Raw genomic sequence first — 14,239 nt, forward strand, 5'->3', positions numbered from 1 at the left:
AGGAAAATGATGTACTGCTACTCCAGCCCGAGGCTGTCGCGCAGAATATTCAGGCGTTCGTTATCCCCGTCACGGGCGGCCTGTTGAAGTGATTTCGTTGGCGCATGGATCAGGCGGTTAGTCAGTTTCCATGCCAGATCCTGCATAATGGCTTGAGCGTCGCCGCCCTGCTCAAGGGCCGCTAACGCTTTGGCGGTTAACTCATCGCGAACGTGCTCTGCCTGGCTGCGATACTCGCGAATGGTCTCGCTGGCGCTTTGTGCGCGCAGCCACGCCATAAATTCGCTGGTTTCCTGAGCGACAATAGTTTCCGCCTCAACCGCTGCGGCTTTACGCTGCGCCAGGTTGTGCGAAATGATGCTTTGCAGATCATCAACGCTGTAAAGATAAGCATTCGCCAGTTTGCCAACTTCCGGCTCAACATCGCGCGGAACGGCAATATCCACCAACAGCATTGGTTGGTTGCGACGGCTTTTTAATGCCCGCTCCACCATGCCTTTACCGATAATCGGTAACGGGCTGGCGGTGGAACTGATGATGATATCGGCTTCGCGCAGACGCTCGTCGATATCGCTCAGGGCAATCACTTCCGCGCCGACTTCATCTGCCAGAATTTGGGCACGTTCGCGAGTGCGGTTGGCGATAATCATCTTCTGTACTTTGTGTTCACGCAGATGACGCGCCACCAGCTCGATGGTTTCGCCCGCACCCACCAGCAGTACCGTCACCGTAGAGAGCGATTCAAAGATCTGCCGCGCCAGCGTACAAGCCGCAAAAGCGACAGACACAGCACTGGCACCGATATCTGTTTCAGTGCGAACGCGTTTCGCTACAGAGAAAGATTTCTGAAACATGCGTTCCAGTTCGCTGGCCTTCATATGACCTTTTTGCGAATCGGCAAACGCTTTTTTAACCTGACCGAGGATCTGCGGCTCGCCAAGGACGAGAGAATCAAGCCCACTGGCAACGCGCATTAAATGACTGACCGCATCGTTATCCTGATGCCAGTAGAGGCTATTACGCAGATCGTCTTCGTTGAGATTATGGTAATCACACAACCAGCGAATGAGCGCCTCTTGCAGGTCATCCCGTTCTTCAACGCTGAGATAAAGTTCTGTGCGGTTACACGTCGACAGCACCACACCGCCCTGCACCATCGGCTGCGCAAGCAGGCTGTCAAGCGCCTGATCGAGCTTATCCGGCGAAAACGATACACGTTCTCGCAGCGATACAGGTGCCGTTTTATGGTTGATACCGAGTGCTAAAAGGGTCATGTCTGCGGGAAATAATACCAACGTTGATAGGGTTAGTCTGCTTGCATCATACAGGATGCGTAAGATCAATAAAAGAGAGCGCCCCCTTTTGGAGTAATTGCCGAAAGCCGTTAGATTCTGGCAATTAAGACAACGTGAACATAGACGATGGCTAACGGTAACGCTAGCATTAAGGGTTATAACTGCAACGTATCTCAAGGACTTGTCATTATTATGCCCCTGCCCGATTTTCGTCTTATCCGCCTGCTACCGCTGGCTGCTCTTGTGCTCACTGCCTGTTCCGTTACCACGCCCAAAGGTCCTGGCAAAAGCCCGGATTCGCCACAATGGCGTCAGCATCAGCAAGACGTGCGCAATCTTAATCAGTATCAAACTCGCGGCGCGTTCGCTTATATTTCTGACCAACAAAAAGTGTACGCCCGTTTCTTCTGGCAGCAAACTGGCCAGGATCGCTACCGTCTGCTGCTGACTAACCCATTGGGCAGCACGGAACTGGAGCTGAATGCTCAACCGGGTAACGTGCAGTTAGTCGACAATAAAGGTCAGCGTTATACCTCCGATGACGCCGAAGAGATGATTGGCAAATTGACCGGAATGCCGATTCCGCTCAACAGTTTGCGCCAGTGGATTTTAGGTTTACCGGGGGATGCAACCGACTACAAACTGGACGATCAATATCGCCTCAGCGAAATCACCTACAGCCAGAATGGCAAAAACTGGAAAGTTGTTTACGGTGGTTATGACACAAAAACTCAACCTGCGATGCCAGCCAATATGGAACTCACCGACGGTGGTCAACGCATCAAGTTAAAAATGGATAACTGGATAGTGAAATAATGCGGACACAGTGGCCCTCTCCGGCAAAACTTAATCTGTTTTTATACATTACCGGTCAGCGTGCGGATGGTTACCACACGCTGCAAACGCTGTTTCAGTTTCTTGATTACGGCGACACCATCAACATTGAGCTTCGTGACGATGGGGATATTCGTCTGTTAACGCCCGTTGAAGGCGTGGAACATGAAGATAACCTGATCGTTCGCGCAGCGCGGTTATTGATGAAAACTGCGGCAGACAGCGGGCGTCTTCCGACGGGAAGCGGTGCGAATATCAGCATTGACAAGCGTTTGCCGATGGGCGGCGGTCTCGGCGGTGGTTCATCCAATGCCGCGACGGTCCTGGTGGCATTAAATCATCTCTGGCAATGCGGGCTAAGCATGGATGAGCTGGCGGAAATGGGACTGACGCTGGGCGCAGATGTTCCTGTCTTTGTTCGGGGGCATGCCGCGTTTGCCGAAGGCGTTGGTGAAATACTAACGCCGGTGGATCCGCCAGAGAAGTGGTATCTGGTGGCGCACCCTGGTGTAAGTATTCCGACACCGGTGATTTTTAAAGATCCTGAACTCCCGCGCAATACGCCAAAAAGGTCAATAGAAACGTTGCTAAAATGTGAATTCAGCAATGATTGCGAGGTTATCGCAAGAAAACGTTTTCGCGAGGTTGATGCGGTGCTTTCCTGGCTGTTAGAATACGCCCCGTCGCGCCTGACTGGGACAGGGGCCTGTGTCTTTGCTGAATTTGATACAGAGTCTGAAGCCCGCCAGGTGCTAGAGCAAGCCCCGGAATGGCTCAATGGCTTTGTGGCGAAAGGCGTTAATCTTTCCCCATTGCACAGAGCCATGCTTTAAGCCGGGCAAGCTGAGTTTCGGTGACAACGTCACCTTGTTCCAGACGTTGCATCGCGCTCTTTAATACACCGCCTGGAAAGAATCATGCCTGGCCCGCACAGTTTTCGGCAGATTCTTTCCACCAATGGACGCATGCCTGAGGTTCTTCTCGTGCCTGATATGAAGCTTTTTGCTGGTAACGCCACCCCGGAACTAGCACAACGTATTGCCAACCGCCTGTACACTTCACTCGGCGACGCCGCTGTAGGTCGCTTTAGCGACGGCGAAGTCAGCGTACAAATTAATGAAAATGTACGCGGTGGTGATATTTTCATCATCCAGTCCACTTGTGCCCCTACTAACGACAACCTGATGGAATTAGTCGTTATGGTTGATGCCCTGCGTCGTGCTTCCGCAGGTCGTATCACCGCTGTTATCCCCTACTTTGGCTATGCGCGCCAGGACCGTCGCGTCCGTTCCGCTCGTGTACCAATCACTGCGAAAGTGGTTGCAGACTTCCTCTCCAGCGTCGGTGTTGACCGTGTGCTGACAGTGGATCTGCACGCTGAACAGATTCAGGGTTTCTTCGACGTTCCGGTTGATAACGTATTTGGTAGCCCGATCCTGCTGGAAGACATGCTGCAGCTGAATCTGGATAACCCTATTGTGGTTTCTCCGGACATCGGCGGCGTTGTGCGTGCCCGCGCTATCGCTAAGCTGCTGAACGATACCGATATGGCAATCATCGACAAACGTCGTCCGCGTGCGAACGTTTCCCAGGTGATGCATATCATCGGTGACGTTGCAGGTCGTGACTGCGTACTGGTCGATGATATGATCGACACTGGCGGTACGCTGTGTAAAGCTGCTGAAGCTCTGAAAGAACGTGGTGCTAAACGTGTATTTGCGTACGCGACTCACCCGATCTTCTCTGGCAACGCGGCGAACAACCTGCGTAACTCTGTAATTGATGAAGTCGTTGTCTGCGATACCATTCCGCTGAGCGATGAAATCAAATCACTGCCGAACGTGCGTACTCTGACCCTGTCAGGTATGCTGGCCGAAGCGATTCGTCGTATCAGCAACGAAGAATCGATCTCTGCCATGTTCGAACACTAATCGAACCCGGCTCAAAGACCCGCTGCGGCGGGTTTTTTTGTCTGTAATATCCATTTGTATGACCTATGCCTCCTTCACCTGCCATTTAGTTGACAGATGATGCGCTCACGGATGAAACATTATTGTGAACAAAATATTTTCCTCACATGTGATGCCTTTCCGCGCTCTGATCGACGCTTGCTGGAAAGAAAAATATACTGCCGCACGGTTTACCCGTGACCTGATTGCCGGGATAACCGTCGGGATTATTGCTATCCCGCTGGCGATGGCGTTGGCTATTGGTAGTGGTGTGGCACCCCAGTACGGTTTATATACCGCAGCTGTTGCGGGGATTGTCATTGCTCTGACGGGGGGGTCACGCTTTAGCGTTTCCGGTCCGACTGCGGCATTTGTGGTAATTCTCTATCCCGTTTCGCAACAGTTTGGACTGGCAGGACTGCTGGTTGCGACCTTGCTGTCGGGGATCTTTTTGATTCTGATGGGGCTGGCACGCTTTGGGCGCCTGATTGAGTATATTCCGGTTTCCGTCACCTTAGGTTTCACCTCGGGTATCGGGATCACCATCGGTACCATGCAGATTAAAGATTTTCTCGGTCTGCAAATGGCCCATGTCCCGGAACATTATCTACAAAAAGTCGGCGCATTATTTATGGCGCTGCCGACCATTAATGTGGGTGATGCAGCCATTGGCATTGTGACGCTTGGTATTCTGGTTTTCTGGCCGCGTCTGGGCATTCGTTTACCCGGTCATCTTCCGGCCTTGCTGGCTGGTTGCGCGGTGATGGGGATTGTTAATCTGCTCGGCGGACATGTTGCTACCATCGGTTCGCAATTCCACTACGTCCTGGCCGATGGTTCTCAGGGTAACGGTATTCCGCAACTGCTGCCGCAACTTGTGCTGCCGTGGGATCTGCCTGATTCAGAATTCACGCTAACCTGGGATTCTATTCGCACACTGCTGCCTGCGGCATTCTCAATGGCAATGCTCGGCGCAATCGAATCTCTGCTCTGCGCCGTGGTACTGGATGGTATGACCGGAACGAAACACAAAGCGAACAGCGAACTGGTTGGACAGGGACTGGGGAATATTATCGCTCCGTTCTTTGGTGGCATTACCGCTACAGCTGCCATCGCGCGTTCTGCCGCTAACGTCCGTGCCGGGGCAACTTCCCCTATCTCGGCGGTGATCCACTCTATTCTGGTTATTCTTGCCCTGCTGGTACTGGCACCGCTGCTCTCCTGGCTGCCGCTTTCCGCCATGGCAGCCCTGCTGTTGATGGTGGCGTGGAACATGAGTGAAGCGCACAAAGTGGTCGACTTGCTGCGTCATGCACCGAAAGATGACATCATTGTCATGCTGTTGTGCATGTCGCTGACCGTGCTGTTTGATATGGTTATTGCCATCAGCGTGGGGATCGTGCTGGCATCGCTGCTGTTTATGCGTCGTATCGCACGTATGACTCGCCTGGCACCGGTAGTCGTAGATGTTCCAGACGATGTCCTGGTACTGCGCGTTATTGGCCCGCTGTTTTTTGCTGCTGCTGAAGGCTTATTCACAGACCTGGAGTCACGTCTTGAAGGCAAACGGATTGTGATTCTGAAGTGGGATGCCGTTCCGGTACTTGATGCTGGTGGTCTTGATGCGTTCCAGCGTTTTGTGAAGCGTCTACCCGAAGGATGTGAACTGCGCGTGTGCAACGTGGAATTCCAGCCACTGCGCACGATGGCTCGCGCAGGCATTCAACCGATCCCGGGCCGCCTTGCTTTCTTCCCGAATCGTCGCGCGGCGATGGCGGATTTATAAGTACGAGATTGACCAGTCAGAGCAAACTGACTGGTCAGTAAACTGCAGTATTTGTTAGCTATGACGGCGATTATCGCTACGGCGGCAACGTTTGTCATAGTGGCGAACCCACCAGTAACGGTCGCACACCTGTTCATGCCCGCCAACACGGGCACCCGCCAGCCAGAGAATGGCACCGACGAAAATACTTAGCACTGCACCATGTGCGAAATACTGGGGCATATTAAACTGTGGTAACTGGTTGAGGATTGAATACCCCACACCGACCACCATTACCACCAGACCCAACCCCATGAGCACGTTACCGAGTAACGAAGCGTTTTTGCGTTTCATATGTCACCTCCGGAACTTTCTGGGTTGTAACAGGGAATACCCCTCTTCCTTATGTGTAAAGTATAGACAACACCCTGTGGGTTATGTGCGGGCGTGATCACAATTACAACCCTTATTTCAACAAAACTTTACAAATAAACGCCTGAACACCTTGGCTTTCTAATAGTCCACTCAGGCAATTATTGCGTTATCTGCATTTGATACGCAGTTTTTTGTCAAGCGGGGCCGCAACCAGTAAACTACGCGCCAGTTATGTACACACTCAGGACAAAAAAACGTGACGATTAAATTGATTGTCGGCCTGGCGAACCCCGGCGCTGAATACGCCGCAACGCGACATAATGCTGGTGCCTGGTTCGTTGACTTACTGGCAGAGCGATTGCGCGCTCCGCTGCGCGAAGAGGCTAAATTCTTTGGTTATACTTCGCGAGTCACCCTTGGAGGCGAAGATGTCCGCCTGTTAGTCCCGACTACATTTATGAATCTCAGCGGCAAAGCCGTTGCGGCGATGGCCAGTTTTTTCCGTATTAATCCGGACGAAATTCTGGTGGCCCACGACGAACTGGATCTGCCTCCTGGCGTCGCCAAATTTAAGTTGGGCGGTGGCCATGGTGGTCACAATGGACTGAAAGACATCATCAGTAAATTGGGTAATAACCCTAACTTTCACCGTTTACGCATCGGAATTGGTCATCCAGGCGATAAAAATAAAGTTGTCGGTTTTGTGTTAGGCAAACCGCCTGTTAGTGAACAGAAGTTAATTGATGAAGCCATCGACGAAGCGGCACGTTGTACTGAAATGTGGTTTACAGATGGCTTGACCAAAGCAACGAACCGATTGCACGCCTTTAAAGCGCAATAAGTCGTTGTCTGCGGCATTTTTGCCGAGTGCCGTGTATAATAGGCAAAGTTATTTCCATTTCTGCAATCTGTTAGCAATAACAGGTTGATTATTAAGATATTAAGGTGATTTAAATCATGGGATTCAAATGCGGTATCGTCGGTTTGCCCAACGTCGGGAAATCTACCCTGTTCAACGCGCTGACCAAAGCCGGTATTGAAGCGGCCAACTTTCCATTCTGTACCATTGAGCCGAACACAGGCGTCGTACCAATGCCTGACCCTCGCCTGGATCAACTGGCTGAAATCGTAAAACCGCAGCGTACGCTTCCCACGACCATGGAATTTGTCGATATCGCCGGTCTGGTAAAAGGCGCATCGAAAGGCGAAGGTCTGGGTAACCAGTTCCTGACCAACATCCGTGAAACCGAAGCGATCGGTCACGTTGTTCGCTGCTTTGAAAATGACAACATCATTCACGTTTCCGGCAAAGTTAACCCGGCGGATGATATTGAAGTTATCAACACCGAACTGGCGCTGGCGGATCTCGACACCTGTGAACGTGCGATTCATCGCGTACAGAAGAAAGCCAAAGGTGGCGATAAAGACGCGAAAGCTGAGCTGGCGGTCCTGGAAAAATGCCTGCCCCAGCTGGAAAACGCAGGTATGCTGCGCGCGCTGGATTTAAGCGCTGAAGAGAAAGCGGCTATTCGTTACCTGAGCTTCCTGACGCTGAAACCAACAATGTACATCGCCAACGTCAACGAAGACGGTTTTGAAAACAACCCGTATCTTGACCAGGTGCGTGAAATCGCGGCGAAAGAAGGTTCTGTTGTGGTTCCGGTTTGTGCTGCTGTTGAAGCAGACATTGCCGAACTGGACGACGAAGAACGTGACGAGTTTATGCAGGAGCTTGGGCTGGAAGAGCCGGGCCTGAACCGTGTGATCCGTGCCGGTTATAAGCTGCTGAACCTGCAAACTTACTTCACCGCTGGGGTGAAAGAAGTACGTGCATGGACCATTCCGGTTGGTGCAACCGCGCCGCAGGCCGCTGGCAAAATCCATACTGATTTTGAAAAAGGCTTTATCCGTGCACAAACCATCTCGTTTGAAGATTTCATCACTTACAAAGGTGAACAAGGCGCGAAAGAAGCAGGCAAAATGCGTGCAGAAGGCAAAGATTACATCGTTAAAGATGGCGATGTAATGAACTTCCTGTTCAACGTCTAATTCCGCTAATACTACTCTGGCGGTTAATAACGAGCCATTATGTGAGTTGCACGTAATGGCTTTTTTACGCCTGCTACGCGTCTTCTTTCAATTCTGAGTTACCAAAACTCATAATCAGACTCCTGACAATATTAACAATGCAGCTTTTATGTGATAACAATCACAGTGCATTAACCGTTCAAGAGTTTGTCATGAAAAAAACATTTACCTTCAGCCTGTTAGCAATTGTCTTTGCAAGCCTGTTGAGTGCTTGTGTTCCCCACCATCATCACCGCCACAGCGATGGCCCTCGTGGTCCTGCGCCCTCCGATAAGGCAATGCCACCTTCAAATGGTGGACCAAATCACGGCAGTCATGGTGGCTATTAATTAGCAATTCATAGCGGGAAAGTACATACTCTCCCGCTATCCACGGCGCTTAAACTGCCCTGCATCAATGCCATGTTGCTTCATTTTCCGCCACAGCGTAGTGCGGCCGATTCCAAGTAAAGCCGACATTTCCTGAATGCGACCGCCTGTGACCTGGGCTGCGTTAATAATTGCCTCTTTTTCAACTTCCGCAAATGACAGACTGGTGGAAAGGCGAGTGGCGCTGACATCATCTGTCGCCTGCTCGGTAAACAGATGTTCAGGTAAATCACTGACGCGAATGCGCCCGTTATCACTACTCAGAGCAAGATTCTCGATGACGCTGTAAAGTTCAAAATCGTTGCCTGGCCATGCACAAGAAACCAGGCGAGCGAGGGCATCGTCATCAATTTTCAGCCGCGTAGAGAAGCGTTTTTCAAGGCTGCGTAATTTGTTATTCACCAGCGCCGGAATGCTGCCACGCCGCATACGCAGTGGCGGGATGGTAATTTCAAATGCATGCAGCGCGTAATACAGCTGGCGACTAAAACGATTTTGTTCCACCAGCATTGCGAGGTCCGCGGTCGTTGTGGCAATCACTTTGACATCAATGGGTATTAAACGCCGCGCATCCAGTCGCGTGATAACCCCCTGCTTGATAACCTGAAGCAAAGCAGACTGTAACTCCACCGCCAGATATTCAATCTTTTCAAGAAACAGCGTGCCGCCGTGCGCCAGTTCCAGCCGACTCAGACGACCATTTTCATTGTCCGTGCGATCGCCGCCAATAAATTCTTCCGCCAGCGCCGCATCACCATATAACTCACAATTGACGGCGATATAAGGCCCCGCTGCACGCTCACTTTCATTATGAATTGCCTGACTTAGCAGTGCCTTGCCCACGCCCTCTTCTCCACAAAGCAGGACAGGAAGGCTACTGCGCGCCGCCTGGCGACCAAAATGAATCAAGCGGCGGGTTTGCGGATCGTCCTGTGGCATATGAGCGAAAGTATGGCTGACTTTTCCTAATTGACTGGTCATTAACTGCCGCATCTGTTCCACAGGATGGAGCAACAAAATAAAGCTGGTTCCCTGCGTTTCTATTATCGGTTTAAGGGTTATCACCGCATCAATAAACTGGTGCTGACTTTCAAAGGTTGCTTCTACGTGTTTGAGCGGATGTGCCTGTTTTATTGCTTGTTGCAATACGGCGGGTAACGTTAAGAGTTCAGTGATCGCCCTTCCCTGACTTGCCGTCGCGTCAAGGCGCAAGACCCGCGCCGCCTGGGCATTGATAAATTGCAAATTACCCTGCTCGTCCCAGCTAATCACGCCATCATCCATACTTTCTAACAGGGCATTAAGTTGATTTAAATGACGGTTAGTTTCAGCGAGCAAACTGTCCGTCAGCAGTAAATTTCCGACCTCGCGTGCGATTGCCAACGTCAACGGCAAATCAGCTGCGGTAGTTTGTTCAACCGGACACGCCAGCGCTATTGTTCCCGTCAATCGGCCCTTGCTGTCAAACAACGGCGTTGCACAAAAGGCCCAGTTCCAGAGTGCCTGTTTGAAATGTTGATCGGCCATCGTTTTCACGGCCTGACCAGAGATAGCCGCTAATGATAGCGCACAAGTACCAATAATTCCCTCGGCGCAATACGTGCCGTCATTGAATCCCAGTGCACTTAGCTGCTGCAAGGTTTGCGGATCGCCATTACGGCTGAGAATGCAGGCGGTTTCATCGAGGATAAGCAACGCACACTCTCGCGGTGCCATATATTCCCAGGCATCTTCCAGCGCAGCCTGCCCGAGCGTCAGCATCGCTTTCTTACGCCGATAAATAGAAGCAAATGTCACGCCCTGGGCCTGGTGTGGTACGTTCCATGTCTCCCGTTTCATCAGCTTAATGCATCGCTCCCAGGAGGTTGCAATTAAGGGAGATATGTCCCGACCATCGTTGTTAAAAGCGCCACTCATATCCCGCATCCCTTATGACAAAAGGTGTTCCGGCTCGCAATTTTAAGTATTAATACACGTAAAAGTTTCAATATGGAACATTCATTAAAGAATATGTTTCACTATGAAACATAATTTGGGCTAATTTTCTTTTCCCTTGCCTGATGCACAATGGATTCATCGGCAGTCAGTGGTCGCCGTGTCGTTGAACATCATCCATGCCCTACCGTAATTGCTGGAGCAAAATAATGAAAAAATTGATCAATGATGTGCAAGACGTACTGGACGAACAACTGGCAGGACTAGCGAAAGCGCATCCATCGCTGACACTGCACCAGGATCCGGTGTATGTCACCCGAGCTGATGCCCCCGTTGCAGGTAAAGTCGCCCTGCTGTCGGGTGGCGGCAGCGGACACGAGCCGATGCACTGTGGCTATATCGGTCAGGGGATGCTTTCGGGAGCCTGTCCGGGCGAAATTTTCACCTCACCGACGCCCGATAAAATCTTTGAATGCGCCATGCAAATTGATGGCGGCGAAGGTGTACTGTTGATTATCAAAAATTACACCGGCGATATTCTTAACTTCGAAACAGCAACCGAGTTACTGCACGATAGCGGCGTAAAAGTGACCACTGTGGTCATTGATGACGACGTTGCAGTAAAAGACAGTCTTTATACCGCCGGGCGGCGCGGCGTTGCCAACACCGTATTAATTGAAAAACTCGTAGGTGCAGCGGCGGAGCGTGGCGACTCACTGGACGCCTGTGCGGAACTGGGGCGTAAGTTGAATAATCAAGGCCATTCAATAGGTATCGCTCTCGGTGCCTGTACTGTTCCTGCCGCGGGCAAACCTTCTTTTACCCTGGCGGATAATGAGATGGAATTTGGCGTCGGCATTCATGGTGAGCCAGGTATTGACCGCCGCCCCTTCTCTTCCCTTGATCAAACCGTCGATGAAATGTTCGACACCCTGCTGGAAAATGGCTCATACCATCGCACTTTGCGTTTCTGGGATTATCAACAAGGCAGCTGGCAGGAAGAACCACAAACCAAACAACCGCTCCAGTCTGGCGATCGGGTGATTGCGCTGGTTAACAATCTTGGCGCAACTCCGCTTTCTGAGCTGTACGGCGTCTATAACCGCCTGACCACACGTTGCCAGCAAGCGGGATTGACTATCGAACGTAATTTAATTGGCGCGTACTGCACCTCACTGGATATGACCGGTTTCTCAATCACCTTACTGAAAGTTGATGACGAAACGCTGGCACTCTGGGACGCCCCGGTCCACACCCCGGCCCTTAACTGGGGTAAATAAGGAGATAGCTATGTCACTGAGCAGAACTCAAATTGTTAACTGGCTCACTCGTTGTGGCGATATTTTCAGCACCGAGAGCGAGTATCTTACCGGACTGGATCGCGAAATTGGCGACGCTGACCACGGGCTAAATATGAACCGAGGCTTTAGCAAAGTGGTGGAAAAACTCCCTGCTATCGCAGATAAAGATATCGGTTTCATTCTTAAGAATACCGGTATGACGCTACTTTCCAGCGTCGGAGGTGCCAGTGGTCCGCTGTTCGGTACCTTCTTTATCCGCGCCGCACAGGCGACCCAGGCACGGCAAAGCCTGACGCTGGAAGAGCTTTATCAGATGTTCCGCGATGGCGCGGACGGCGTAATCAGTCGCGGTAAAGCCGAACCTGGCGATAAAACCATGTGTGATGTCTGGGTGTCGGTGGTGGAATCGTTACGTCAGTCCTGCGAGCAAAATCTTTCTGTTCCGGCGGCCCTCGACACTGCCAGTAGCATCGCCGAATCCGCTGCACAAAGTACGATTACGATGCAAGCCCGCAAAGGCCGCGCCAGTTATCTCGGTGAACGCAGTATTGGTCACCAGGATCCCGGCGCGACCTCGGTGATGTTTATGATGCAAATGTTGGCGTTAGCCGCAAAAGAGTAAGGAATTGGTGATGGTAAACCTGGTCATAGTTTCACATAGCAGCCGACTGGGAGAAGGTGTCGGTGAACTAGCCCGTCAGATGTTAATGGGTGATATTTGTAAAATCGCCATTGCCGCGGGAATTGACGATCCACAAAATCCCATTGGTACCGATGCCGTCAAAGTGATGGAGGCCATCGAATCTGTTGCTGATGCCGACCATGTGCTGGTCATGATGGATATGGGTAGCGCATTATTGAGTGCTGAAACTGCGCTGGAATTGCTGGCTCCCGAGATCGCCGCAAAAGTACGTTTGTGTGCTGCGCCGTTGGTCGAAGGTACACTGGCAGCAACGGTCAGCGCGGCCTCGGGGGCGGATATCGACAAAGTCATCTTTGACGCCATGCATGCGCTGGAAGCCAAACGTGAACAACTGGGTTTACCGTCCTCCGACACTGAAATCTCTGACACATGTCCTCCGTACGATGAAGAAGCCCGTTCTCTGTCGGTGGTCATAAAAAACCGTAACGGCCTGCATGTACGTCCGGCCTCCCGGCTGGTTTATACCTTATCGACATTTAATGCCGATATGTTGCTGGAGAAAAACGGCAAATGCGTTACACCGGAGAGTATTAACCAGATTGCGTTACTACAAGTTCGCTATAACGATACGCTGCGCCTGATTGCGAAAGGACCAGAAGCTGAAGAGGCACTGATCGCCTTCCGTCAGCTGGCTGAAGATAACTTTGGTGAAACGGAGGAAGTTGCTCCACCTACTCTGCGTCCCGTTCCGCCTGTTTCGGGTAAAGCCTTTTATTATCAACCTGTTTTATGTACGGTACAGGCAAAATCAATCCTGACCGTGGAAGAAGAACAAGAACGATTACGCCAGGCCATTGACTTCACGTTATTAGATCTGATGACGTTAACAGCGAAAGCAGAAACCAGCGGGCTTGACGATATTGCCGCAATCTTTTCTGGTCACCATACACTGTTAGATGATCCGGAACTGCAGGCGGCGGCAAGCGAACTCCTTCAGCATGAACATTGCACGGCGGAATATGCCTGGCAACACGTTCTTAAAGAACTTAGCCAGCAATACCAACAGCTGGATGATGAATATCTACAGGCTCGCTATATCGATGTGGACGATCTTCTGCATCGCACCCTGGTCCACCTGACCCAAACGAAAGAAGAACTCCCGCAGTTTAACTCACCAACTATTCTACTGGCGGAGAACATTTATCCCTCCACAGTACTGCAACTGGATCCAGCGGTTGTAAAAGGTATCTGCCTTAGCGCCGGAAGTCCGCTATCCCACAGTGCCCTAATCGCCCGTGAACTGGGAATTGGCTGGATTTGCCAGCAGGGTGAGAAACTGTATGCGATACAACCAGAAGAAACGCTAACGCTGGACGTTAAAACGCAACGTTTCAACCGTCAGGGTTAAACCACCGTTCGGATGGCATCATTCTGATGTCATCCGGCAATTTACTCTGCACTGATGTTTTTAACTACCTGTTATATTTTTCACCAAATTATGATGATTTTTCTTCGCTAATCGCGAACCCAACGTCGCTGGCTGGCTAATAAACAGACGTTATTTAATCACTCTATTTCGCCGTTATTTATCCCTTTAATTCCCTTTTCTAAAATGTCTGTCAGTTCGCAGAATGTGATTTCGATCATGCAGCTAGTGCGATCCTGAACTAAGGTTTTCTGATACTT

Annotated in this window: 13 protein-coding genes; 10 read left to right on the top strand and 3 right to left on the bottom strand. The window is 51.1% G+C overall.

Annotation, left to right across the window (positions count from 1 at the left end; translation table 11 throughout):
- Window positions 1-17: 17 nt before the first annotated feature.
- The gene (gene hemA, locus ACJHWR_RS11005; RefSeq protein WP_001330437.1) at window positions 18-1,274 is read right to left on the bottom strand and encodes a glutamyl-tRNA reductase; all 1,257 of its coding nucleotides are present in this window, start codon (window positions 1,272-1,274) and stop codon (window positions 18-20) included.
- Between the two features lie 213 nt (window positions 1,275-1,487).
- On the opposite strand from hemA, the gene lolB reads away from it, so the two are divergent.
- The 4 genes from lolB to dauA all read left to right on the top strand — a co-directional run bounded on the left by lolB (window position 1,488) and on the right by dauA (window position 5,864).
- Window positions 1,488-2,111, top strand: coding sequence for a lipoprotein insertase outer membrane protein LolB (gene lolB, locus ACJHWR_RS11010; RefSeq protein ID WP_001130698.1), 624 nt, complete (start codon window positions 1,488-1,490; stop codon window positions 2,109-2,111).
- Complete coding sequence (ispE, locus tag ACJHWR_RS11015) at window positions 2,111-2,962, top strand: 4-(cytidine 5'-diphospho)-2-C-methyl-D-erythritol kinase (protein WP_001260310.1); 852 nt, start codon at window positions 2,111-2,113, stop codon at window positions 2,960-2,962. The genes lolB and ispE overlap by 1 nt, the downstream gene beginning before the upstream one ends.
- 150 nt (window positions 2,963-3,112) lie before the next feature.
- The gene (gene prs / locus ACJHWR_RS11020) at window positions 3,113-4,060 is read left to right on the top strand and encodes a ribose-phosphate diphosphokinase (RefSeq protein WP_001298109.1); all 948 of its coding nucleotides are present in this window, start codon (window positions 3,113-3,115) and stop codon (window positions 4,058-4,060) included.
- A 124-nt stretch (window positions 4,061-4,184) separates the two neighbouring features.
- On the top strand, window positions 4,185-5,864 hold the full coding sequence (dauA, locus tag ACJHWR_RS11025; protein WP_001033344.1) for a C4-dicarboxylic acid transporter DauA: 1,680 nt from the start codon (window positions 4,185-4,187) through the stop codon (window positions 5,862-5,864).
- A 54-nt stretch (window positions 5,865-5,918) separates the two neighbouring features.
- On the opposite strand, the gene ychH is transcribed toward dauA, so the two are convergent.
- Window positions 5,919-6,197 carry a stress-induced protein YchH gene (gene ychH, locus ACJHWR_RS11030; RefSeq protein WP_000823885.1) on the bottom strand — a complete coding sequence of 93 codons (279 nt, stop codon included), beginning with the start codon at window positions 6,195-6,197 and terminating at the stop codon, window positions 5,919-5,921.
- Between the two features lie 277 nt (window positions 6,198-6,474).
- Here ychH and pth point away from each other — a divergent pair, with 277 nt between their 5' ends.
- The 3 genes from pth to ACJHWR_RS11045 all read left to right on the top strand — a co-directional run bounded on the left by pth (window position 6,475) and on the right by ACJHWR_RS11045 (window position 8,635).
- Window positions 6,475-7,059: an aminoacyl-tRNA hydrolase gene (gene pth, locus ACJHWR_RS11035; protein ID WP_000152933.1), complete on the top strand. Its 585-nt coding sequence runs from the start codon at window positions 6,475-6,477 to the stop codon at window positions 7,057-7,059.
- A 116-nt stretch (window positions 7,060-7,175) separates the two neighbouring features.
- Entirely contained in the window at window positions 7,176-8,267 is a 1,092-nt protein-coding gene (gene ychF, locus ACJHWR_RS11040) for a redox-regulated ATPase YchF (RefSeq protein WP_000505866.1), read from the top strand.
- Window positions 8,268-8,458: 191 nt separating this feature from the next.
- Entirely contained in the window at window positions 8,459-8,635 is a 177-nt protein-coding gene (locus ACJHWR_RS11045) for a hypothetical protein (RefSeq protein ID WP_169780884.1), read from the top strand.
- A 36-nt stretch (window positions 8,636-8,671) separates the two neighbouring features.
- Here the strand turns inward: ACJHWR_RS11045 and dhaR are convergent, their stop codons facing one another.
- On the bottom strand, window positions 8,672-10,591 hold the full coding sequence (dhaR, locus tag ACJHWR_RS11050) for a dihydroxyacetone kinase operon transcriptional regulator DhaR (RefSeq protein WP_000011880.1): 1,920 nt from the start codon (window positions 10,589-10,591) through the stop codon (window positions 8,672-8,674).
- Between the two features lie 227 nt (window positions 10,592-10,818).
- On the opposite strand from dhaR, the gene dhaK reads away from it, so the two are divergent.
- From dhaK to dhaM, 3 genes are read left to right on the top strand one after another with little or no spacing between them, the layout of a single operon-like run.
- Window positions 10,819-11,889 carry a dihydroxyacetone kinase subunit DhaK gene (dhaK, locus tag ACJHWR_RS11055; RefSeq protein WP_000733694.1) on the top strand — a complete coding sequence of 357 codons (1,071 nt, stop codon included), beginning with the start codon at window positions 10,819-10,821 and terminating at the stop codon, window positions 11,887-11,889.
- 10 nt (window positions 11,890-11,899) lie between these two features.
- Window positions 11,900-12,532 (top strand): dihydroxyacetone kinase subunit DhaL, encoded by a 633-nt coding sequence (gene dhaL, locus ACJHWR_RS11060; RefSeq protein WP_001330441.1) that lies wholly within the window; start codon window positions 11,900-11,902, stop codon window positions 12,530-12,532.
- Window positions 12,533-12,542: 10 nt separating this feature from the next.
- Entirely contained in the window at window positions 12,543-13,961 is a 1,419-nt protein-coding gene (gene dhaM, locus ACJHWR_RS11065; protein WP_012311793.1) for a dihydroxyacetone kinase phosphoryl donor subunit DhaM, read from the top strand.
- Window positions 13,962-14,239: the final 278 nt, after the last annotated feature.

The organism is Escherichia sp. WS568, from assembly GCF_046486085.1.
In the GTDB taxonomy this organism is placed as follows: domain Bacteria; phylum Pseudomonadota; class Gammaproteobacteria; order Enterobacterales; family Enterobacteriaceae; genus Escherichia; species Escherichia coli.